The organism is Actinomadura sp. 9N407 (genome assembly GCF_044326315.1).
Taxonomy (GTDB): domain Bacteria; phylum Actinomycetota; class Actinomycetes; order Streptosporangiales; family Streptosporangiaceae; genus Spirillospora.
The window spans coordinates 508680-530945 of record NZ_JBIRAW010000001.1 but is presented as its reverse complement, the minus strand read 5'-3'; the positions used below and the strand labels follow the sequence as shown (position 1 = coordinate 530945).

At 71.8% G+C, this 22266-nt stretch carries 22 protein-coding genes; 11 read left to right on the top strand and 11 right to left on the bottom strand.

From position 1 onward, the window contains the following. Positions 1–125: 125 nt before the first annotated feature. Both ACH34Q_RS02310 and ACH34Q_RS02305 read right to left on the bottom strand, forming a co-directional pair. Entirely contained in the window at positions 126–2225 is a 2100-nt protein-coding gene (locus ACH34Q_RS02310; protein WP_395981078.1) for a 3-hydroxyacyl-CoA dehydrogenase NAD-binding domain-containing protein, read from the bottom strand. A 56-nt stretch (positions 2226–2281) separates the two neighbouring features. Beyond that, a complete protein-coding gene (locus ACH34Q_RS02305) occupies positions 2282–3484 on the bottom strand; it encodes a thiolase family protein (protein WP_395980991.1) in 1203 nt (400 codons plus the stop codon). Between the two features lie 148 nt (positions 3485–3632). Here ACH34Q_RS02305 and ACH34Q_RS02300 point away from each other — a divergent pair, with 148 nt between their 5' ends. Further along, positions 3633–5387, top strand: a complete 1755-nt coding sequence (locus ACH34Q_RS02300; protein ID WP_395980990.1) for an AMP-binding protein — start codon at positions 3633–3635, stop codon at positions 5385–5387. On the opposite strand, the gene ACH34Q_RS02295 is transcribed toward ACH34Q_RS02300, so the two are convergent. From ACH34Q_RS02295 to ACH34Q_RS02280, 4 genes are all read right to left on the bottom strand, one after another. Further along, on the bottom strand, positions 5308–6552 hold the full coding sequence (locus ACH34Q_RS02295; protein ID WP_395980989.1) for a sensor histidine kinase: 1245 nt from the start codon (positions 6550–6552) through the stop codon (positions 5308–5310). The genes ACH34Q_RS02300 and ACH34Q_RS02295 overlap by 80 nt on opposite strands. Positions 6553–6560: 8 nt before the next feature. Then, positions 6561–7223: a response regulator transcription factor gene (locus ACH34Q_RS02290; RefSeq protein WP_395980988.1), complete on the bottom strand. Its 663-nt coding sequence runs from the start codon at positions 7221–7223 to the stop codon at positions 6561–6563. 46 nt (positions 7224–7269) lie between these two features. Further along, positions 7270–8148, bottom strand: coding sequence for an SMP-30/gluconolactonase/LRE family protein (locus tag ACH34Q_RS02285; RefSeq protein ID WP_395980987.1), 879 nt, complete (start codon positions 8146–8148; stop codon positions 7270–7272). Between the two features lie 75 nt (positions 8149–8223). After that, complete coding sequence (locus ACH34Q_RS02280) at positions 8224–9531, bottom strand: arylsulfotransferase family protein (RefSeq protein WP_395980986.1); 1308 nt, start codon at positions 9529–9531, stop codon at positions 8224–8226. A gap of 519 nt (positions 9532–10050) precedes the next feature. On the opposite strand from ACH34Q_RS02280, the gene ACH34Q_RS02275 reads away from it, so the two are divergent. From ACH34Q_RS02275 to ACH34Q_RS02250, 6 genes are all read left to right on the top strand, one after another. Then, positions 10051–10368 carry a hypothetical protein gene (locus tag ACH34Q_RS02275; RefSeq protein WP_395980985.1) on the top strand — a complete coding sequence of 106 codons (318 nt, stop codon included), beginning with the start codon at positions 10051–10053 and terminating at the stop codon, positions 10366–10368. Positions 10369–10676: 308 nt separating this feature from the next. Next, complete coding sequence (locus ACH34Q_RS02270; protein WP_395980984.1) at positions 10677–11411, top strand: peptidoglycan-binding protein; 735 nt, start codon at positions 10677–10679, stop codon at positions 11409–11411. After that, positions 11404–12078 carry an ABC transporter ATP-binding protein gene (locus tag ACH34Q_RS02265; RefSeq protein ID WP_395980983.1) on the top strand — a complete coding sequence of 225 codons (675 nt, stop codon included), beginning with the start codon at positions 11404–11406 and terminating at the stop codon, positions 12076–12078. The genes ACH34Q_RS02270 and ACH34Q_RS02265 overlap by 8 nt, the downstream gene beginning before the upstream one ends. Then, positions 12075–13265, top strand: a complete 1191-nt coding sequence (locus tag ACH34Q_RS02260) for an ABC transporter permease (protein ID WP_395980982.1) — start codon at positions 12075–12077, stop codon at positions 13263–13265. Before ACH34Q_RS02265 ends, ACH34Q_RS02260 begins: the two co-directional genes overlap by 4 nt. An 11-nt stretch (positions 13266–13276) precedes the next feature. Next, positions 13277–13687 carry a hypothetical protein gene (locus tag ACH34Q_RS02255; protein WP_395980981.1) on the top strand — a complete coding sequence of 137 codons (411 nt, stop codon included), beginning with the start codon at positions 13277–13279 and terminating at the stop codon, positions 13685–13687. A 38-nt stretch (positions 13688–13725) separates the two neighbouring features. Next, positions 13726–14055 (top strand): tetratricopeptide repeat protein, encoded by a 330-nt coding sequence (locus ACH34Q_RS02250; RefSeq protein WP_395980979.1) that lies wholly within the window; start codon positions 13726–13728, stop codon positions 14053–14055. Positions 14056–14062: 7 nt separating this feature from the next. Here ACH34Q_RS02250 and ACH34Q_RS02245 read toward each other — a convergent pair whose 3' ends face one another. The 3 genes from ACH34Q_RS02245 to ACH34Q_RS02235 form a co-directional block, all read right to left on the bottom strand. Further along, positions 14063–15289 carry an HRDC domain-containing protein gene (locus ACH34Q_RS02245; protein WP_395981076.1) on the bottom strand — a complete coding sequence of 409 codons (1227 nt, stop codon included), beginning with the start codon at positions 15287–15289 and terminating at the stop codon, positions 14063–14065. 243 nt (positions 15290–15532) lie between these two features. Further along, entirely contained in the window at positions 15533–16099 is a 567-nt protein-coding gene (locus tag ACH34Q_RS02240) for a DUF3000 domain-containing protein (RefSeq protein ID WP_395980978.1), read from the bottom strand. A gap of 172 nt (positions 16100–16271) precedes the next feature. Next, positions 16272–16511, bottom strand: a complete 240-nt coding sequence (locus tag ACH34Q_RS02235) for a hypothetical protein (protein WP_395980977.1) — start codon at positions 16509–16511, stop codon at positions 16272–16274. A gap of 158 nt (positions 16512–16669) precedes the next feature. Here ACH34Q_RS02235 and hemE point away from each other — a divergent pair, with 158 nt between their 5' ends. Continuing rightward, positions 16670–17734 carry a uroporphyrinogen decarboxylase gene (gene hemE / locus ACH34Q_RS02230; protein ID WP_395980976.1) on the top strand — a complete coding sequence of 355 codons (1065 nt, stop codon included), beginning with the start codon at positions 16670–16672 and terminating at the stop codon, positions 17732–17734. 13 nt (positions 17735–17747) lie between these two features. On the opposite strand, the gene ACH34Q_RS02225 is transcribed toward hemE, so the two are convergent. Further along, positions 17748–18773 carry a DUF4349 domain-containing protein gene (locus ACH34Q_RS02225; RefSeq protein WP_395980975.1) on the bottom strand — a complete coding sequence of 342 codons (1026 nt, stop codon included), beginning with the start codon at positions 18771–18773 and terminating at the stop codon, positions 17748–17750. A gap of 197 nt (positions 18774–18970) precedes the next feature. On the opposite strand from ACH34Q_RS02225, the gene hemG reads away from it, so the two are divergent. From hemG to ACH34Q_RS02210, 3 genes are all read left to right on the top strand, one after another. After that, on the top strand, positions 18971–20434 hold the full coding sequence (gene hemG, locus ACH34Q_RS02220; protein ID WP_395981075.1) for a protoporphyrinogen oxidase: 1464 nt from the start codon (positions 18971–18973) through the stop codon (positions 20432–20434). Continuing rightward, the gene (hemQ, locus tag ACH34Q_RS02215; RefSeq protein ID WP_395980974.1) at positions 20400–21092 is read left to right on the top strand and encodes a hydrogen peroxide-dependent heme synthase; all 693 of its coding nucleotides are present in this window, start codon (positions 20400–20402) and stop codon (positions 21090–21092) included. Before hemG ends, hemQ begins: the two co-directional genes overlap by 35 nt. Before the next feature lie 86 nt (positions 21093–21178). Then, complete coding sequence (locus ACH34Q_RS02210) at positions 21179–21760, top strand: hypothetical protein (RefSeq protein WP_395980973.1); 582 nt, start codon at positions 21179–21181, stop codon at positions 21758–21760. A gap of 58 nt (positions 21761–21818) precedes the next feature. Here the strand turns inward: ACH34Q_RS02210 and msrB are convergent, their stop codons facing one another. Continuing rightward, positions 21819–22220 (bottom strand): peptide-methionine (R)-S-oxide reductase MsrB, encoded by a 402-nt coding sequence (gene msrB / locus ACH34Q_RS02205; protein ID WP_395980972.1) that lies wholly within the window; start codon positions 22218–22220, stop codon positions 21819–21821. Positions 22221–22266: the final 46 nt, after the last annotated feature.

The window sequence follows — 22266 nt, the reverse complement described above, 5'->3', positions numbered from 1 at the left end:
TGCTGGTACGGACAGATGATCGCCGTTCGCGCACGCCCGAAACCACGGCGTGCGGGTTTGGGGGAAAGAAACGAAAGAGGCGTTCCGGAATGAACCCGGAACGCCTCTTTCGTCTGTTGTGATCGCTAGCGCGGCAGCGAAGCCGTGCCCGGCTCGAGGAAACGGTGGCCGTTGACCGCCTCGGCGATGCCGGCCCGGTCCAGGTACGGCGTGATGCCGCCCAGGTGGAACGGCCAGCCGGCGCCGAGGATCATGCACAGGTCGATGTCCTGCGCGGCGGCGACGACGCCCTCGTCCAGCATGATCCCGATCTCCTCGGCCAGCGCCCGCAGCGCCCGGTCGAGGACCTGCTCCTCGGTGGACGGCGACGTCCCGCCCGACAGCAGCGCGACCGCCTCGGGGTCGAGGGTGAAGTCGGGCCGGTAGACCCCGGTCTTGCCGGCCGCGACGAAAGCGGCGAACTTCTCCGACAACGGGAACCGGTTCGGGAACGCGCCGTGCAGCGTCTCGTTCACGTGCAGCGCGATCGCCGGGCCGACCAGCCCCATCAGCACGAACGGCGGCATCGGCAGCCCGAGCGGCGCCGCGGCCCGCTCGGCGACCTCGATCGGGGTGCCCTCGTCCACGGTCTGGACGATCTCGGCCAGCAGCCGCAGCAGGATCCGGTTGGCCACGAACGCGGGCGCGTCCTTGACCAGCACGCAGGACTTCTTCAGCCGCTTGCCGGCCGCGAACGCGGTGGCCAGGGCCGCGTCCCCGGTCTTCTCACCGCGGACGATCTCCAGCAGCGGCAGCACCGCGACCGGGTTGAAGAAGTGGAAGCCCACGACCCGCTCGGGATGCCGCAGCCCGGAGGCCATCTCGGTGACCGACAGCGAGGAGGTGTTGGTCGCCAGCACGCACTCGGGGGAGACGTACTCCTCCAGCTCGGCGAACACCTTCTGCTTGACCGACATCTCCTCGAACACGGCCTCGATCACGAAGTCGGCGTCGGCGAAGGCGTCCTTGGTCAGCGAGCCGCCGATCAGCGACTTGAGCCGGTTCGCCCTGTCGGCGCTGACCCGGCCCTTGACCTGCAGCTTGTCGATCTCGCCGTGCGCGTACGCGACGCCCCGGTCCAGCCGGTCCTGGTCGAGGTCGGTCAGCAGGACCGGGACCTCCAGCCGGCGCGCGAACAGCAGCGCCAGCTGCGAGGCCATCAGGCCCGCGCCGACCACGCCGACCTTGGTCACCGGGCGGGCCAGCTCCTTGCCGGGCGCCCCGGCGGGCCGCTTGGCGCGCTTCTGGGTGAGATCGAACGCGTACAGCCCGGCCCGCAGCTCATCGCTCATGATGAGGTCGGCCAGCGCCTCGTCCTCGGCGGCGAAGCCCTCGTCGCGGGTCCGGTCCTTGGCGGCGGCGACCAGATCGAGGGCGCGGGTGAACGACGGCGCGGCTCCGTGCAGCTTGCCCTCGACCGTCCAGCGCGCCTGCGCGACCGCGTCGTCCCAGGCCTTGCCGGTGTCGGCGGCGGGCCGCTCGATCCGCAGGTCGCCGTTCAGGACGCGGGCGGTCCAGGCCAGCGACTCCTCCAGGAAGTCGGCCGACTCGAAGATCGCGTCCGCGATGCCGAGGTCGTACGCCTGCCGGCCCTTGATCGCGCGGTTCTGCGCCAGCGGGTTGTCGATGATGACCTGGAGGGCCTTCTCGGCGCCGATCAGGCGGGGGAGCAGGTACGTACCGCCCCAGCCGGGCACCAGGCCGAGGAACGCCTCGGGCAGCGCCAGCGCCGGGACACCGGAGGAGATCGTCCGGTACGTGCAGTGCAGCGCCACCTCGACGCCGCCGCCCATCGCCGCGCCGTTCACGTACGCGAACGACGGCACGTCCAGCTCGCCCAGCCGCCGGAACACGTCGTGTCCCAGCTTGCCGATGAGCCGTGCCTCCTCATGTTCCTTCAAGGAGGAGACCCCCTTGAGATCGGCGCCCACGGCAAAGATGAACGGCTTGCCCGTGACCCCGACGGCCACGATGTCATCTCGCACCGCTACCTGATCGAGGGCGTCGTTCAGCGCGAGCAGGCCGCGCGGTCCGAACGTGTTCGGCTTGGTGTGATCGAAGCCGTTGTCCAGCGTGATGAGCGCGGCCCTGCCCGCGCCGAACGGCAACTCGACGTCACGTACGCGTGCGTGAGTGACGACCTCATCCGCATTGCGATCCTCGCTCGCCAGTAGCGAGCGCCACATTTCCACGCTACTCACTGTGTTCTCCCCGGAGGCGGTCCCCCGGACGACTCCGTCGCTCATTTGGTGCCTTCCCAGTTCACGTTCTCCCAGAGGACGGTCCCGCCCATGCCCATGCCGACGCACATCGTCGTCAGGCCGTACCGGACGTCGGTGCGCTCGCCGAAGAGGCGGGCCAGCTGGTTCATCAGCCGGACGCCGGAGGAGGCCAGCGGGTGGCCGAGCGCGATCGCGCCGCCCCACGGGTTCACCCGGACGTCGTCGTCGGCGATCTTGAAGTGCTCCAGGAACGCCAGCACCTGGACGGCGAACGCCTCGTTGATCTCGATCAGGCCGATGTCGTCCATGGTCAGCGCGTTGCGGCCGAGCAGCCGCTCGGTGGCCGGGACCGGCCCGATCCCCATCACCTCGGGCTCGACACCGGCGAAGGAGAAGTCGACCAGCCGCATCCGGGGCGTCAGCCCGAGTTCGGCGGCCACGTCCTCGGCGGCCAGCAGGCAGGCGGTGGCGCCGTCGTTCAGCCCGGCGGCATTGCCCGCGGTGACGCTGCCGGCGGCCCGGAACGGGGTCTTCAGCCCGGCCAGGCTCTCCATCGTGGTGCCCGGGCGCGGCGGCTCGTCCTCGGTGGCCAGGCCCCAGCCCTTCTCGGCGGAGCGGATCGCGGTCGGCACCAGGTCCGGCTGGATCTTCCCGGCGGCGTACGCGGCGGCGACCTTCCGCTGGCTGCGCACCGCGTAGGCGTCGGCGCGCTCCTTGGTGATCTCCGGGAACCGGTCGTGCAGGTTCTCGGCGGTCGAGCCCATGACCAGCGCGGACGGGTCCACCAGCTTGTCGGTCATGAAGCGCGGGTTCGGGTCGACGCCCTCGCCCATCGGGTGCCGGCCCATGTGCTCGACGCCGCCCGCGATGACGACGTCGTACGAGCCGAACGAGATCCCGGCGCCGGAGGTGGTCACGGCGGTCATCGCGCCCGCGCACATCCGGTCGATCGCGTACCCGGGCACGCTCTTGGGCAGCCCGGCCAGCACGGCGGCCGAGCGGCCGATGGTCAGGCCCTGGTCGCCGGTCTGGGTGGTGGCGGCGATCGCGACCTCGTCCACCCGTTCGGGCGGGAGGGACGGATTGCGGCGCATCAGCTCGCGGATCGCGCGGACCACCAGGTCATCGGCGCGGGTCTCCGCGTACAGGCCCTTCGGGCCCGCCTTGCCGAACGGCGTGCGTACGCCGTCGACGAACACGACGTCACGTGCGGTACGAGGCACGGTCGCCCCTCCTCTACTCGTCAGTAACAAGCAATCCTACTCGTCAGTAACCACTGACGAACCACGGACATCGCCGTACGGGAGGGGGCCCTCTTGTCCGCCTCCGGGACCGTAGGTAACGTGACCGGAAATCACCGGAGGAGGCGCGGTGGTACATGCGAGACCCGTGTACCGTCCCGGGCCGCGGCGACGGATCGGGCATGTCCGCGACCTCGCCGCCCTCTTCCTGCGCACCGGCGTGGTCTTCAGCGGATCACCGCGGCACGCGTTCGCCCAGGCCGCCGCGCTGCGCCGCTGGGGCACCACGCTCGCCGGGGTGGTGGCCGCCGCCGTCGCCCGCGGCCCCGACCGGCCCGCCGTGATCGACGAGTACGGCCGGATGACCTTCGCCGAACTCGACGACCGCACCACCCGGCTCGCCGTCGGGCTGCCCCTGGACGGCCCACGCCCGCGCGTCGGCGTGCTGTGCCGCAACCACCGCGGGATGGTCGAGACCCTGGTCGCCTGCAGCAAGCGCGGTGCCGAGGTCGTCCTGATCAACACCGGCTTCGGGGCCGGGCAGGTCCGGGCCGTGCTGAGCGAGCTGCGGATGGACCTGGTCGTCGCCGACGCCGAGTTCGCGCCGGTACTGGCGACCGTTCCCATCGCGCTGCGCCGCGTCGTGGTGTGGGCCGACCGCCCGCCGGGCTTCACCGGCCCGGACGGCGCCGGCCCGACCATCGACCAGATCGTGCACACCGCGCCCGCGCCCCCGCTGGCCCCGCCGCACGTCCAGAGCCGGACGATCGTGCTCAGCTCCGGGACGACCGGCCGCCCCAAGGGCGCCCGCCGGCCGCCGCGCCCCGGGCTGTGGTCGCTGGCCTCGATGACCTCCCGGATCCCGCTCCGCGCCCGGCACACCATGATCATCGAGGCGCCGCTGTTCCACACCTGGGGGTACGCGGCGCTGCAGATGGCCTGGGGCCTGCGCGCCCCGATCGTGCTGCGCCGCCGGTTCGACCCCGAGCAGACCCTGCGCTCCATCGCCGCGTACCGCGAGACCACCGTCTTCATGGTCCCGGTCATGCTGCAGCGGATCATGGAGCTGCCCGAGGCGGTCCGCCGCCGGTACGACACGTCCTCGCTGCGGATCGTCGCGCTCAGCGGGGCCGCCCTCCCCGGCGACCTCGCCACCCGCTTCATGGACGCCTTCGGCGACCGCCTCTACAACGTCTACGGCTCCACCGAGGTCTCCTGGGTCGCCATCGCCACCCCGCGCGACCTGCGGACCGACCCCCGTACGGCGGGACGGCCCCCGCGCAACACCTCGCTGGCGATCCTGGACGCGGACGGCCGCGCGGTCGGCCGCTCCACCCGGGGCCAGATCTTCGCCGCCAACGAGCTGCTCTTCGAGGGCTACACCAGCGGTGACCCGATGGAGGTCCACGACGGGATGCTGGCCACCGGCGACCTCGGCCACATCGACCATCGCGGGCTGCTGTTCGTGGACGGCCGCACGGACGGGATGGTGGTCTCGGGCGGCGAGAACGTCGTCCCCCGCGACGTCGAGGACGCCCTGCTCACCCTGCCCGCCGTCCACGAGGCCGCCGTCGTCGGCGTCCCCGACGACTCGTGGGGCCAGCGACTGGCCGCCTACATCGTGCTGCGTCCCGGCGCCCACCTCGACGCCGACGACGTCCGCGCGCACGTCCACGCCCAGCTGGCCCGGTACGCGGTCCCGCGCGACGTCCACTTCATCGACGAACTGCCGCGCAACGCCACCGGCAAGGTCGTCTACCGCTGGCTGACGGCCGAGCCCCGCCGCTCCCTGCCCGAAGGCCGGGTCAGGTGGGATCCGCCGGTACCGATGGCCGCCGCTCCCGTACCGGATCCGCCGGTTCCCGACCCGGCGGGCCCGCAATGACGGCACCGCACTCGGGGATCCGCACGGTGATCGCCAGCCCGCCGTCCGGGCGCGGGACCGTCTCCACCGTCCCGCCGTGCGCCTCCACCACCGCCCGGACGATCGACAACCCGAGCCCCGCCCCGTCCGCCGACCCCACCCGATCGGCCCGCAGCCGCCGGAACGGCTCGTAGATCCGCTCCACCTCGTACGACGGGACGGGCTTGCCCGTGTTGGCCACATGCAGGACCGCCATGCCGTCCCGCCGCCCGGTGCGCACCCACACCCGCCCGCCCTCGACGTTGTACTTCAGCGCGTTCTCCAGCAGGTTGGCCGCGCACCGTTCCAGCAGCACCGGATCGCCCTCGACCACCACGTCCGCCAGCCGCGCCTCCACCTCGACGTCGCCGTGCGGTCCGTCCACCTGGTCGAGCGCGCTGCGCACCACGTCCCGCAGCGGCGTCGCCACCCGTCCCTGCGGCTCCCGTTCGGACCGGGCCAGCAGCAGCAGGCCGTCGATCAGCCGCTCGTGCCGCGCGGTGTTACCCAGCAGCACGTCCGCCAGCGCCTTGGTCTCCGGCGGGCTCCGCCTGCTGGCCAGCGCCACCTCCAGCACGGTCCGATTGATCGTCAGCGGGGTCCGCAGCTCGTGCGAGGCGTTGGCGACGAACCTGCGCTGCGCGTCGAACACCCGGCCCAGCCGGTCCAGCATCCGGTCGAACGTGTCGGCCAGGTCCTTGATCTCGTCCTGCGGCCCGGCCAGCGCGATCCGCTCGTGCAGATTGCCCTCCGACAGCCGGCGCGCCGTCGCCGTCACCGTGTGGAGCGGGCGCAGCATCCGGCCCGCCACCACGTACCCGATCAGCACCGCGAGCACCCCGAACACCAGCAGCATGACCAGCGAGGTCTGCAGCAGCTGCGCCAGCACGTCCTGCTTCTGCTCCTCGAGCTGCCGATCGAGCGCGGCCTTGGCCTCCGCGATCGCCCGTATCCGGTCGGTCGAGGTCAGGATCGCCTCCAGCGAGCGGTTCCGGCCGGTCGTCGGGATCGTCCCGACCCCCTGGTCGATGGCCCGCGCCGTCAGCACGTAGCTCACCGCGACCAGCACGGCGATCGACACCAGGAACAGCGACCCGTACACCAGCGTCAGCCGGACCCGCACGCTCAGCCGCGCCCGCGCGTTCATCAGGGCCCTCATCGCGCCGCCTCCAGCCGGTAGCCGGACCCGGTGACCGTCTCGATCAGCGGCGGCTCGCCCAGCTTCTTGCGCAGCGTCGCCATCGTGACCCGCACGATGTTGCTGAACGGATCGATGTGCTCGTCCCACGCCCGATCCAGCAGCGTCTCCGCACTCACCACCCCGCCATCGGCCCGCAGCAGCTCCTCCAGGACCGTGAACTCCTTCTTGGTCAGCCGCAGCGCCCGCCCGTCCCGGACGACCGTCCGCCGGTGCGGGTCGAGCCGTACCCCGGCCCGCTCCAGCACCGGCGGTACGGCCGGTGCCGACCGGCGTCCCAGCGCCCGCACCCGCGCCACCAGCTCGCCGAACACGAACGGCTTGGGCAGGTAGTCGTCGGCGCCCAGCGCCAGCCCGTCCACCCGCTCCTCGACGTCCCCGGCCGCCGTCAGCATCAGGATGCGGCCCGGATGCCGCCCGGCCAGCTCCCGGCACACGTCATCGCCGTGCACGGTCGGCAGATCCCGGTCCAGGATCACCACGTCGTAGCCCGTGTGCGAGGCGCGCTCCAGGGCGTCGTCCCCGTCGTACACCACGTCCACGGCGATCGCCTCGTCCCGCAGCCCCTCGGCGATCGCGTCCGCGAGCACCCGCTCGTCCTCAACGATCAGTACGCGCATGCCCGAAGCATGCTCCACCCGGCGTTAAGCCCCGGTAAGCCGCCGATCAGGGGCGGATGGCCACCACGTCGTACGGGGTCGTCGGGGTGGGCGGTGTCGTGAACCTCGCGTTCGGCAGGTAGAGCCGGTGCCCGAAGCGCGCCACCGTCGCCGGCACGTCGAACCTCGGGTCGCCGATCCGTTCCACGACCCGCGCCTTGGAGCCGTCCCGGCTGATCTTCAGTACGGCGACGAGGTTGAGCCTGTTCTGGACGACGTACAGCGTGTCGCCGTTCAGCAGCATCCCATCGCCGTTGGGAAGGGACTCGCCGCCCAGATCGACCGCCTTGGTGTCGCCGCTCCGGGGGTCGACCGTGAACAGCTTGCCGGTGTTGGACTGCACGATCACCAGGGACTTGCGGTCGGGTGACTGCACGATCCCGTTGGCGTTGACGCCCGTTCCGTACGCGATCTCACCCTTCAGCGCCAGAGTCTCGGCCTTGCCCCTGGTCCCGAGCGGAAGCCGATACAGCACGGGATTGGTCGAGTCGGTCACCCACGCGGCGTCCCGGGTGAGGATGACGTCGTTCACGAACGCCGGACCCGCCGCGAGGGCGTACCGCTTGAGCACCCTCCCGTTCCGGGTGTCGATCACCCGGGCATCGCCGCCGCTGCCGCCCGCGACGTACAGCAGGCCCTTCCCGGTCTTCATACCGAGCGAGGGCGTGCCGGGTCCGGGGCTGAAGACGCGGCCCTGCCCGTTCCTCAGATCGACCCGGTAGACCCGGCCGTCCACCCGCGACCCGAAGTACGCCACCGGCCCGGGACCGATGGCGATCCCCTCCGGCTGGAACCCGTCCGGCAGCGAGAACCGATCGGGGAACGCGGGCTTGTCAACAGAGCCGGCCTGCGCCGCCCCGCCCGCGGGAACCAGCAGACCCACCATCAACGCGACACTCAGAAGTCGTGATCTCATGCCTCCCAACATCGCGCGTTTTCCGCCCGTGCGGCAGGCCCAAGATCAGCCCACCGCACGTACCGCCGAACGCGCCAGCACCGTCCCATCACTCCCGAGCGCCTCGACCGCCACATGACTCGCGCGCCCGATCCTGGCGGACGTCTCGAACCCGTCCCGCTCCACCGTCGCCGCCGTGGCCAGCGAGCCCTCAGCCGCGCCCGCAAGGAACCGCCACGAGGCCACACCTGTCGCCCCGTTCCAGCTCGCGTAGACCTCCACCCGATCGGTCCCCGCCGAACTCACGGCCACATCGGGCCTCGTCGTGGGGGAGCCTTCCCAAGCCAGGCGGTACGCACGGTACGAGGCGCTCTCGGCCACCTCGACCTCCATGACGGTCCTGCCGTCGGCCGAGAACTCGGTCGCCCCGGGTGTGGAGCCCCAGCCGATGAGCATGTTGCCCCCGGGTAGGTTCTGCAGGCTTCCCATGTACTGCCCGAACCGCGAGCCGACCGAATAGGCACTCACCAGCGACGCCTGGCGGCGAGTCTCGTCCACCTTGAGGACGATCCCGCGAGAGGGCCCGTCACCCGCGTTCGCGATGCTGTTGTCGAACAGCGAGATGTTCCCATCCCCACGCCGCCGCGCATCGTGCTGCCACGCGAACGACGCCCCCGTCCCCAGCGCGAAGTCGCCCTTCTTCCCACCGAGCCGCCAGCGCACCTTCCCGGTACGCCGATCGATCGAGTAGACGGCATGCGTATTGCGAGCCGAAAGAAGCAGCGTCTCCCCGTCGGCCTCCACCGAATTCACATGGAACGGATCGACCGTCCCCTCATCGACCTTGACGAAGCTCTCGTCCAGCTCAAGGTGATCGAGCGCACTCCAGTCCAGCAGCACGCGCCCGGTCCTGATGTCGATCTCCTGGATCCGGTTGTCCAGCATCCTTCCGCGCTCGTCCCCGCCGAGCACCCGCAGATCGGCCTTGACCTCCGGATAGGCGATGATCAGCGCGGTGCCGCGATCGGTGAGCCGGAACTCGTGCAGATCGCTGTGCACCCCGTTCGCGGCCCGTACCGTGGCCACCCTCCGGTAACTCCGATCCAGGACGACGCCGACCCCCGCCCCGTGCCCGCCCGTCTTGCGCTGTCCCTCCCAGTACGTGAGCACGGGCTCACCGTCGTACATCTGGGTCCGGAAGTCGGTGAGCAGCTGGTTCGACCGGTGGAACCAGACCGGCTCGCCCTGATCGTCGAAGATCAGCGCGTCGGCCAGTCCCGTCCCCCGATGCGGCGAAAGGAACAGCAGCCCGCTCGCGGTCGCCCCCGACTTCCGTACGCTCAGTTCCGGAATCTCGATGTCCGGCCTGGTCACGAACCTCTTGGGCCCGGTCGCCGGCGCACTCCGAGCCGGCTCCTGCCGGAACGAGGCCACCCCTCCCGCAACGACAGCGGCCCCGACCAGGCCGCCCCCCATCATGAATCCCCGCCGTGTCAGCCCCATGACCCTCTGTTCTAGGGCCCGTACCTGCAAGTACGCCGACAACACCCTGAAGATCTCCCACAAACCCCACCCGCCCCGGAAAGACGCGGAGGGGCGACGAGGTGGGAGCGCCTCGGGCTGATGCTGGTTTAACCCTGGGGGCGGTCTCATGAGCTCCGCTGGGGGTGTGGTGCCTCTGGCGGAGAGGATGGGATGCGGATCCGTGGATGGGCCCTGGTGGGGCTTGCCGTGCCGGTGCTGCTCGGGCTGGTCGGGTGTGGGGGTGGCCAGGAAGGAAGCGGGGTCGCCAGTGCTGGGGGAGCTGCGGCCACGGCTTCGGCTTCGCCGTCGAGGTCGCTGAGTCCTGAGGACGCGCAGCTGCAGTTCGCGCGGTGCATGCGGGAGAACGGAGTGGACGTTCCCGACCCCAAGCCCGGCCAGGACTTCCGGATGGAGATGAGGAAGGGCACCGATCGGGAGAAGCTGCAGACGGCGTTGGAGAAGTGCCGGCGGTTCCTGGAGGCGAGCGGAAAGCTGCCCGACCTGAACGATCCCAAGACGCGGGACCAGCTCGTCAAGTTCGCTCAGTGTGCGCGCAAGAACGGGATCGACATTCCCGATCCGACCGGGGAGGAAGGGCTCAAGGGCCTGGTGCAGGACGTTGACCGGGCGCAGCTGGAGAAGGCGCGGAAGGTCTGCGGGGAGCTCCTGCCAGGGCGGGCGAAGTGAAGCGGGTCCTGGTGGTGGGTGCCGCGGTGATCGTGGTGGCAGGTGGTGTGGCCTTCGCTGTCGGCGGCGACGGGGAGGCGAAGAGCGAGGGTGCTGTGCGGCCGGCCACGGCTGTGGTCACCAAGGGCGATCTCGTTGATACCGAGAAAGTGGACGGGACCCTCACTTATGACGGGGAGCAGTCCGTTTGGGTGGGCGCTTCGGGGGTTGTCACCTGGACGCCGGCTCAGGGGGCGACCGTTCGAAGGGGGAAGCCTCTTGTACGGGTGCAGGGCGAGCCTGTGGTGCTCATGTACGGGGGAACGCCCATGTATCGGACGCTTCAGGGCGGGGTTTCCGACGGCGCTGATGTCCGGCAATTGGAGAGCAACCTCAAGGCCCTCGGGTACGGCGATGAGTTGACCGTGGACAAGGAGTTCACCGGCGCGACGGATTCGGCCGTACGGGAGTGGCAGGACGATCTGGGGCTGGCCGTCAGCGGCGCGGTGGATTCGCGTCAGGTGGTCTTCCTGGCCGGGGCCGTACGGGTCAAGGAGGTCAAGGCTCCGGAGGGCGAGAAGGCCGGTCCCGGGCAGCCGGTGCTGACCGTCGCGGGTACGCGGCGGGTCGTTCATGTCGATCTGGAGGCCGACAAGCAGGACATGGCGCGCAAGGGCGCGAAGGTGTCGGTCGAGATGCCGGGCGGTACGACGGCGGCGGGACGGATCGCGTCCGTGGGCACGGTGGCCGAGAGCACCGGGACCGAGCAGAGTCCCAAGACCACGGTGGACGTGGAGATCACGCTCGGTGAGGGCGCCGAGACGAGGCTGGACCAGGCGCCCGTGACCGTGGAGCTGGAGAGCGAGCGGCGCAAGGGCGTGCTGTCGGTACCGATCGAGGCGCTGCTGGCGCTCAAGGAGGGCGGCTTCGGGGTCGAGGTCGTGGAGGGGACGGCGAAGCGGGTCGTTCCCGTCGAGACCGGGACGTTCGGGGGCGGGCGGGTCGAGGTCGGCGGGGGCGGGCTGGCCGAGGGCATGAAGGTCGGGGTGCCGTTCAGTGAGTGAGCGCATCGTGGAGCTCGAAGGGGTCGTCAAGCGGTACGCGGGCGGCGTGCAGGCGCTCAAGGGGGTCGATCTGGTGATCGGGCGGGGCGAGCTGACCGCGATCGTGGGGCCTTCCGGAACGGGGAAGTCCACGCTGCTGCACATGATCGGGACGCTGGACCGGCCGAGCGAGGGCACCGTGCGGATCGCGGGCCATGAGGTCGCCGGCCTGACCGATCGGGAGCTGTCGGCGCTGCGGGCGCGGCATATCGGGTTCGTGTTCCAGCAGTTCCATCTGGCGGTGGGCGTGAGCGCTCTCGACAACGTGGCCGACGGGATCCTCTACAGCGGCGCCGGGCTCGGGGAGCGCAGGGAGCGCGCGAGGGCCGCGCTGGAACGGGTCGGGCTCGGCAAGCGGGTCACGCATCGGCCCCACGAGTTGTCGGGCGGGGAGCAGCAGCGGGTGGCGGTGGCGCGCGCGGTGGTGGGGGAGCCGGACCTGCTGCTGGCGGACGAGCCGACCGGGAATCTGGACTCCGCGGCGGGCGCCGAGGTTCTGGAACTGCTGGAAGGGATGCACGGGACGGGGACGACCATCGCGATCATCACGCATGACATGGAGGTGGCGGGGCGGGCGCCCCGGCGGGTCCGGATGCGGGACGGGGCGATCATGGTGGAGGTCCGATGAGCGGGCTCGTACCGGCGCGGCTGAGCGGGCGGGACGTGCTGCGGGTCGGGCTCGCCGGGCTGCGCGCCCGGCCGGCCCGCGTGGTCCTGTCGGCGCTGGGCATCGCGATCGGGATCGCCACGATGGTCGCGGTCATCGGGATCTCCTCGTCCAGCAAGGAGGATCTGCTGCGCCGGCTCGACCGGCTCGGGACCAACCTGCTGACCGCCAAGCCGGGCGACACGCTCTTCGGTGCGGAGGCCCGACTGCCGCAGGGTGCCGTTTCGATGGTTTCGCGGATCGGTCCCGTCACGGCCGTGGGAGCCACCGGGACGGTCGAGGCCTCGGTGCGCAGGACCGACCGGATTCCCGAGGAGATCACGCACGGGATCGGGGTCGTGGCCGCTTCGGAGCAGCTCATCGGCACGCTGGGCGTGAGCGTACGGGAGGGGGTCTGGCTGAACGCGGGTACGGCTCGCTACCCGGGCGTGGTCCTCGGAGCGGAGGCGGCGGGGCGGCTCGGGTTCGACCGGCCGGGCGGGCAGGTGTGGATCGGCGGGCGGTGGTTCACGGTGCTGAGCGTCCTGGGACCGGCGGAGCTGGCGCCCGAGATCGACCGTTCCGCGATGGTCGGCTGGGACGCGGCGAAGCGCTACCTGGGCTTCGACGGGCATCCGACGACGCTGTACGAGCGGTCCACGGACGCGTCGGTCGAGGACGTGCGGGCGGTGCTGGCCCGTACGGTCAACCCGGAGAACCCCGAAGAGGTCGAGGTCAGCCGGCCATCGGACGCGCTGGAGGCCAAGGCCGCGGCGGCCGGAGCGTTCACCGGCCTGCTGCTCGGGCTCGGCGCGGTGGCGCTGCTGGTGGGCGGGGTCGGGGTGGCCAACACGATGGTGATCTCCGTACTGGAACGGCGCCGGGAGATCGGTCTGCGCCGCTCGCTGGGGGCCACCAGGGGCCAGGTGCGGGTGCAGTTCCTGGCGGAGTCGCTGCTGCTGTCGGCATTGGGGGGAGCCGTCGGGGTCGTCCTGGGCACGGGGGTGACCGCGGGGTTCGCGCTCTACCGGGGCTGGCCACCGGTCGTACCGCCGTGGGCCCTCGGCGGTGCCCTCGCGGCGACGCTGCTGATCGGTACGGTCGCGGGGCTCTACCCGGCGATGCGGGCGGCCCGGTTGTCGCCGACCATGGCTCTGGCCACGGTCTGAGGAACCGGTGCATGATTGGGACGGCCGACGACGCTCGTTCCCCGGAGGTTCCCGCCGCCATGCCGGTGCCACGCCCGATGCGCGACCGATGCCGCGAGTTCCTGGGCATCGAGGGGGAGATCCGCTACATCTTCCCCGCGATGACGTACGGGGGCGGCGCCGGTTTCATCTTCATCGTGACCGACGAGCAGATCGCCGTGATCTCCACCGGATCGCTCAGCGGCGCCAAGCCGCGCAGCGTGTGGGGCAGCTACCCGCGGGGCACGCGGATCGGCCCGGTGGAGACCGGCACGGGCGCCTCGTTCGAGTTCGCGGGGGCGTTCTTCGAGGTGGACGACGAGTACGTGCCGGTCCTCAACGCCGCCGACGCCGAGATCTTCGCCCGCGACAGCCTCCCCAGGGACCCGCTGCCCGACCTGTGACCCGGAATAGCCGGCCGCCGGCGGTCGTTGCGCGAGGCATGGCGAACGAGCAGCACTTCCAGACCTTCGAAAGGGCCCGCCTCTACTTCGATCTGCGCGACCCGGCCGAGGCGGCGCGGATCCTGAAGCCGCTGGCCGACGAGCAGCCCGGCAACCGCGATGTCGTCGAACTGCTCGCCCGTGCCTACTTCCACTCCGCCCAGCTCTCGCGGGCCGAGGAGACGTTCCGCAGGCTGGTGGAGCTGGACCCGTGCAACGCGTGGGCGCACGAGGCCCTCGCCCGTACGCTGGAACGGCGGAGCCGCCCTGCCGAGGCCGAGCCGTTCCGCAAGCTGGCCCTGGCGATGGGCGGCAAGACCACCTTGTAGGCCGTCGCTACAGGTCGCCCTTGCATTCCAGGCGGAGCAGGGCCTTCGCCAAGGGCTTGGCGACGAGATCGACCTGCCAGGCGCGCGCGCCCAGCGCGCGCAGGGCGGCGGCGACGGTCTCGGGGGTGCTCTCCTGCGGGGGAGACCAGGCCAGCCGGCGTACGGAGTCGGGCTGCAGCAGGTTCTCGCTGGGAAGCGTGTGCTCGTCGGCCAGTGCGGCGACCACGGCGCGGGCGGCGGTGAGGCGCTTGGCGGCCTCGGGGTCGCGTTCCGCCCAGCGGTGCGCCGGCGGCGGGCCGTCTCCGGGGAGGTTGGGCTCGGGCAGCGCGTCGTCCGGCAGGCCCTTGGCTCGCGAGACCGCGCGCAGCCACGCCGTCTGGTGGCGCCGGGCGCCCCGGTTGCGCATGCCCTGGAGGGCGTGCAGTTCGGCCGGGGTCTTGGGGGTGTTGAGCGCCATCTCGACGATCGCGGTGTCCTGGAGCACCCGGCCCGGGGACACGTCGCGCTCCTGCGCGATCTCGTCGCGCGCCTCCCAGACCTCCCGTACGACGGCGAGGGCCCGGCGGTTGCGCACCCGGTGGATCCCGGACGTACGGCGCCAGGGGTCGGGACGCGGCGACCTCGGCGGGGTGGCCAGGATCGCCGAGAACTCCTGCAGCGCCCACTCCAGCTTGCCCGCGGCCACCAGCCGCTGCTCGAGATCGTCGCGCAGCTCCACCAGGAGCTCGACGTCGAGCGCCGCGTACCGCAGCCAGTCCTCCGGCAGCGGGCGGGTGGACCAGTCGGCCGCCGAGTGGCCCTTCTCCAGGACGAAGCCGAGCACGTTCTCGACCATGGAGCCGAGCCCGACCCGGGGGTAGCCGAGCAGCCGCCCGGCCAGCTCGGTGTCGAACAGCCGCCGGGGGGTCAGGCCGACCTCGCCCAGGCACGGCAGGTCCTGGTTGGCCGCGTGCAGGACCATCTCGGTCTCCGCGAGCGCGGCGTCCAGCTCCGACAGGTCGGGGCAGGCGATCGGGTCGATCAGCGCCGTGCCCGCTCCGGCCCGGCGCAGCTGGATCAGGTAGGCGCGCTGCCCGTAGCGGTAGCCGGAGGCGCGCTCGGCGTCGACCGCGACCGGGCCGGTGCCCGCGGCGAACGCGGCGATGACACGTTCCAAGCCGGCGGCATCGGTGATCACGGGCGGTACCCCCTCGCGGGGGTCGAGCAGGGGGACCGGGGGCGGGCCCTCGGCCACGACGGCGCCGGCGGCCGTCGTGGCGGCGGCCGCTCCCGCGTCCACGGCTGCAGCGCCCGCCTCGGCGGCGGCGGTGGCCGCGCCGGGGGTGGCTTCTGGCTCGGGCTCGGTGGCCTGATCGGTCGTGGCGGACTCCTCGGACTCTGCTGCGGGCCGGACGGCCGCCGGGGAGGGCGGCTGCTCGCCGCCTCCGGCCGTCTCGGTCTCGGACGCTGTGCTTCCCACGCCCCTACCGTACGTCGCTCAGCCGGTCGTACCGCCGGGGCGGTCGGGTAGCGAGCTGACACCGGAGGGCGGCAGGCCCGCCGTGGTGCACATCACCTCGCACCATGCCCGTACGTGCGGGGCCAGATCGTCACCTGTCGGTGACCAGGAGGCGCGCAGTTCGAGCTCGGTGGTGGACGGTTCGTCGCGCTTGTCGCCGAAGCTCTCGGAGACCGCGCGGGTGATCGTGCCCGACTCGCCGGCGTATCCGGCGGGCTCCAGGGACTCCAGCAGCCAGCTCCAGGCCACCGAGCCGATCAGCTCGTCGGCGGCGATCTCCGGCTCCAGATCGGCCCTGATGTAGGCGACGATGCGGAACCCGCCCGTCCAGCCGGAGCGGTTGTCGGGGTCGTACAGGACGATGAGCCGCCCCATGGCGATCTCGGTGTCGTCCTCGCGGTAGACGCTGCCCGACAGCGCGGCCGCGTGGGGCGCCAGGCGCTGCGGTGCGGGCATCTCCTCGAGTTCGAGCTCGGGCCGGGGCGCCGGGCCCTCGAGGATCGCCTGCAGCGTGTCGACGGCCTTCTGGAACGGTGCCGGGGTCATGGCCGTACCCGCTGTCGCGGGGGTGTGCGGCGCTGCGGGGAGACCGGCCCGGTGGTGCGGGCCGGCCGGAGGGATAGGAGGGTGACCCGCCAGGCCGGGAGGCGTGGAGACGGGTACGGAGGGCGGGGATGCAGGCACAGCACAGGTGTTTTCGTTTCGGGGGCCGGGGCGTTCAGGCCACGGCCCGCTTGGACGCGGTCGCGCGGGGGGCGGACGTGGCCGGGTGGGCCCTGGGGGAGGGTGCGGAGCCGGTCGCGGCGGGCTCGTCAGGCCACGCGACGCCGGCCGGGAGGCCGGTCAGAACGGCCGAGCCGCATTCGACACAGGCGCGCTCCGGGCAGTCCGGGCCGTGCCCGTCCTGGCAGGGCGGCCGCTCGAACTCGCGCTCGTCGCCGCAGGTGGAGCAGTACAAGGGGGACCTCCCTCGGCTATGACACGGATCACGTTCGCATGAGCCACCGACAGAATGCGGGACTTCGCTCGGCGTGTCCGGAACTTCGTGGCCGGTGCCGTGCCTCGTACCCGCGACCTGGGTGCGTGGTGGTGCGGGCCCCGTGGGACCATCGAGAGGTGGCCGACGACGCTGATGTTCCGCAGGATTCCGCCGGGCTCCGGGAGAGCGCCTTCCTGAAGGCGTGCCGCCGTGAGCCGGTTCCGCACACCCCGGTCTGGTTCATGCGCCAGGCCGGCCGGTCGCTCCCGGAGTACCTTAAGGCCCGCGAGGGCGTGGCCATGCTGGAGGCCTGTGCCAGGCCCGAGCTGATCGTGGAGATCACGATGCAGCCGGTACGGCGGTACGCGGTGGACGCGGCGATCTTCTTCAGCGACATCATGGTGCCGCTGCGGGCGATCGGCGTGGACCTCGACATCAAGCCCGGCGTCGGCCCGGTGATCGCCGACCCGATCCGGAACCCGTCGGACGCGGCCCGGCTGCGCCCGCTGGAGCCCGGCGATGTGCCGTACGTCACCGAGGCGGTGCGCGGGCTGGTCGGCGAGCTGGGCGACACGCCGCTGATCGGGTTCTCCGGCGGGCCGTTCACGCTCGCCTCGTACCTGATCGAGGGCGGCCCGTCCAAGAACCACGAGCTGACCAAGGCCGTGATGTACGGGCAGCCCGAGCTGTGGGCCGACCTGATGCGGCGGCTGTCCGACATCACGATCGCGTTCCTGAAGGTCCAGGTGGCCGCCGGGGCGAGCGCCGTCCAGCTCTTCGACTCGTGGGTGGGCGCGGTGGCGCCGGAGGACTACCGCGCCTCGGTGCTGCCCCACACCCGCCGCATCTTCGCCGAGACCGAGGCGCTGGGCGTGCCCCGCATCCACTTCGGCGTCGGTACGGGCGAGCTGCTCGGCCTGATGGGCGAGGCCGGGGCCGACGTGGTGGGCGTCGACTGGCGGGTGCCGCTGGACGAGGCCGTCGGCCGGGTCGAGCCCGGCAAGGCGCTGCAGGGCAACCTCGACCCGGCGCTGCTGTTCGCGCCCTGGGAGGTCGTGGAGCGGCGGGCCCGCGACGTGCTGGCGCGCGGCCGTACCGCCGAGGGCCACATCTTCAACCTCGGGCACGGCGTGCCGCCGACGGCGAACCCCGACATGCTCGCCCGCCTCACGGACCTGGTCCACGAGGCGAGCGAGCGCTGACGCGGGCCGTCCCCTATTGGGGCGGCTTGGGCGCGTCCCCTGATTCCGAAGCCGAAGCCGGAACCGATTCCGGTGCCGGTGCCGGTGCCGGAGTGGGTGCCGGTGCGGAGCTCGGGCTCGGGCCCTGGCTCCGCTGGTGCCGGCGCCAGTAGAGGTACGCGGGGATGCCGATGACGGCGGCCAGGACCAGGAAGGGCAACAGCCAGCCCACCACGAGCGCCAGCCCGGAAATGAAGCCCGTGAAGGCGTTCCAGCCGTTCTCGAGGCCGCCGATGAAGCCTCCCGGGTCCTCCTCGGCCTCCTTCGCGGCCTTGGCGGGCGTCTGCAGCGTGAGCGACACGGTCGCGTAGCTCGTGCTCTCCTGCAGCGCCTTCTGCCGCGCCTGCAGGGACTCCAGGTTGGCCTGCCGCTCGGCGATCTGCTCCTCGACGTTGATGACCTCGCCGACCGTGTCGGCCTTGTCGAGCAGCTTGCGGAACGAGGCCAGCGTGGCCTCCGCCGAACGGACCCGGCTGCCGACGTCGGCGACCTCCTCGGTGACGTCGTCGGCCTCCTGGCGCAGCGAGAGCTTCTCGCCGAGCTGCCGGGTGAGCTGGTCCAGGACGCTGGTGTAGCGGTCGGCCGGGATCTTCAGGGAGAGCCTGGCGGAGGCGGGCGAGGTGGTCGAGGACTCGTTCTCGACGTAGCCGCCCGCACCGGTGGCCATCTGCTTGGCCTTGGTCGCCGCCTGGTCGACATCGGGGGCACTGACCCGTAGTTCGGCCGTGTGGACGACGGAACGGCCGGTGGGCACGGTGACCTGGCCGGGCTGCTTGCCGGGGGCCTGGCCGGTCCCTTGCCCGCCTTCCCTGTTCTGGTTGGCGCCGCCGGCGGCGGTGGGATCGCGGTCGCCGGCCGGGTTGCGGGTGCTCCCGCCATCTCTGGCCGAGGCGGGCTGTCCCGCCTGGGTGGAGTCGCTGCCACCGCCTCCGCCACAGGCGGCCAGGGTGCCGGCCAGCAGCAGGGCGACGAGCACGCCCGGAGCGTGTCTGACGGTCATCACGGTCCTCATGGGCCTTGGACGGCTATGGCGCAAGTCACCGTTCCGGTGCCCGCGTCGCGATAAGGCCACGATGCGGCGGCGCTGAGGTCACGCCCGCGGCGCTCAGGTCACGTCCCGGCCGTGCCTTCGCCGGGACGGCGTCCGAACCCTCCGGCGAGGGTGGGGTGCTTACCGGTCCGCGGGGGGTATCTGGGATCGTTGACGCCATGAGCACCTCCCATGTCGTGGTCGTCGGGGCGGGCATCGCGGGCCTGGCGGCGGCGCGCCTGCTGGCCCGCGGCGGCGCGCGCGTGACCGTACTGGAGGGCTCTCCCCGCATCGGCGGCAAGCTCCAGGTCAGCGAGATCGCCGGGGTGCCCGTGGACGAGGGCGCGGAGGCGATGCTGGCCCGCCGTCCCGAGGGCCTGGACCTCGTCCGCGACCTCGGCCGCTCCGATGACCTGGTGAATCCCGGGACGACGTCGTCGGCGATCCTCAGCCATGGGGCCCTGCGGCGGCTTCCCGCCGGCCAGGTCATGGGCGTCCCCTCCGACCTGCGGTCGCTCGCGGACTCGCGCGTGCTGTCACCTTCCGGGATGGCGCGCGTACCGCTGGACCTGGTGCTCCCGGAGACCCCGCGCGGCAGTGACGTGTCGGTGGCCGACTACATCGGCGCCCGGATGGGCCGGGAGGTCGTGGACCGGCTGGTCGAGCCGCTGCTGGGCGGGGTGTACGCCGGACGCGTCGAGCAGCTGTCGTTCGAGTCGACGCTGCCGGCCGTCGCCGCCGCCGCCCGTTCGCACCGTTCACTCATCGCCGCCGTACGCGGCATACGCCAGGCGGCACCCGACCCCGCCGCCGCCGGGCCGGTGTTCGCGACACTGCCCGGAGGCCTCGGAACCCTGCCGGAGCTGGTGGCCGAGGACCTCACCGCCGCGGGCGGAACGATCCGTACCGGAACGATGGTCCGCGAGCTGCACCGCACACCCGACGGCTGGCGGCTGACGCTGGGACCGACCCGCGACCCCGAGCAGGTGGACGCGGACGCCGTGGTGCTGGCCGTACCCGCCGCCCCGGCCGCGCGCCTGCTGAACGACGACGTACCGGCCGCCACGCGCGAACTGAGCCGCGTCGAGTACGCGAGCATGGCCATCATCACCCTCGCCTACTCGACGACCGCGTTCCGGCGCTTCCCTCGCGGGAGCGGCTACCTCGTACCGGCCGTCGAGGGGCGTGAGGTCAAGGCCGTCACGTTCAGCTCCATCAAGTGGCCGCACCTGCGCGACCGTGAGCCGGACGTCATCGCCGTACGGTGCTCCATCGGGCGGTTCGGGGACGAGCACGTCCTGCAGCGGGACGACGGCGAGCTCAAGGCCGCCGCGATGGCGGAGCTGGCCGCCACCTGTGAGATCTCTGAGCTTCCCGTGGAGAGCCGGGTGACCCGCTGGGGCGGAGGGCTCCCGCAATACAACGTGGGCCACGCCGATCGGGTGGCCCGCGTCCGCGCCGCCGTACTCCAGCAACCAGGGCTGGCCGTGGCGGGCGCGGCGTACGACGGACTGGGCATCCCGGCCTGCATCGCAAGCGCGCGCGCTGCGGCGGCCCGGGTACAGGAGTTTCTTGATAGTCGGGGAGGAATGAGCCATGGCAGAGGGCAAGCCCAAGGCACGCGACCTTAACCAGACGATCCGCTACACGATGTGGTCGGTCTTCCGGGTCAAGGACACCGGCGTCGTAGGCGAGAAGGACGCGGGCGAGGTACAGGACCTGCTTGACCAAGCCGCGCAGAAGGATGTGACCACGCGGGGCCTGTACGACGTCGCGGGCCTGCGCGCCGACGCCGACTACATGTTTTGGTGGCACGCCCCCACGTCCGAGGACCTCCAGGAGACCTACTCCCGGTTCCGCCGTACGGCGCTGGGCCGCGCGAGCGAGCCCGTGTGGTCGCAGATGGCGCTGCACCGGCCCGCCGAGTTCAACAAGGGGCACATCCCGGCGTTCCTCGCAGATGAGGAGCCAAAGGCCCACGTGAGCGTGTACCCGTTCGTGCGCTCGTACGAGTGGTACCTGCTGCCGGACGAGGAGCGCCGCGCCCTCCTGGCCGAGCATGGCAAGATGGCGCGCGACTACCCGGACGTGCGGGCCAACACGGTCCCTTCGTTCTCGCTGGGCGACTACGAGTGGGTGCTGGCGTTCGAGGCCGACGACCTGCACCGGATCGTGGACCTGATGCGGCACCTGCGCGGCTCCGCGACGCGCCGGCACGTCCGGCTGGAGATCCCCTTCTACACCGGCCGCCGCAAGCCGGTGGCGGAGCTGGTCGCGAGCCTGCCGTAGCGGTGTCCGCCGCGTCCCGCGGCCGCCGGGCGGCGGTTTGCGGGATGCGGACCGGATCCGGGCAAAAGGCCAGTAAGGTGCTGGCCGTGACCAAAGCTCCTCCCAAGCACAGCCGTGGCAGGCATGCCAGACCGCCGTCCCAGATCAGCCTTCGATGGAACCGGCTGGTGCGGGCATCGCTCGGGAGACGGAAGCTGGTCGCGGCCGGTGCGGGCACCGGCGCCGTGGCGCTCGTCGGCGTGGCGGTCGCCGTGGGACTCTCCGCGACCGGTACCGGCGGCGGCCACGACGCCACCGCCGCCGCGGCACAGAAGAAGAGCCCCTCCGCCTCGCCCCGGCAGACCGCCGCCGGAGCCGCTCCCGGCGACGAGACCTCCGACGTCCTGCCCTACATCCAGACCAAGGACCCGGACAAGAAGGTCTCCAAGTACGTCAAGGACGTCCAGCGCACCGGCGACTTCCTGCGGGTCTACACCGACCTGGAGGAGGGCGACGAGAACTCCAAGCCCGCCGTCTCCCTGTGCGAGTGGACCACCGAGTTCCTCAAGAGCGGCGGGGACGACAAGCCCCGCGTCTTCGTGCACGGCAAGAGCTCGGGCAACGGCAGCGTCGTCCTCGCCAACAAGCAGAGCGACAAGGACGACTGTGAGGTCGGCGAGACCCGCTAGGCGGCCTCCTGGGGCCCGCCGCCCCGGCCCTGCGCGGCCTGGTCGGCGGGCTCTGGGTTCACTCGGCGGGTTCCAGGTTCAGCGAGATCGAGTTGATGCAGAACCGCTGGTCGGTCGGGGTGTCGTACCCCTCGCCCTCGAAGACGTGCCCGAGATGCGAATCACAGGTCGCGCACCGCACCTCGGTACGCGCCATGCCCATCGAGGTGTCCGTCAGCAGCACGACCGCCTCGGACTTCGACGGCTCGTAGAACGACGGCCACCCGCAGTGCGACTCGAATTTGGTCTCCGAGCGGAACAGCTCCGTACCGCAGGCCCGGCACCGGTAGACGCCCACGGTCTTGGCCTCGGTGTACTCGCCCGTGAAGGGGCGCTCGGTCCCCGCCTCCCGGAGCACGTGGTACTCCTCCGGGCTCAGCTGGGCCCGCCATTCTTCCTCGGTCTTCTCGATCTTCCCCATGCTCTTGACGTTACCTCGTGAGGGGCTTGCCGGAGTCTGTCCGACC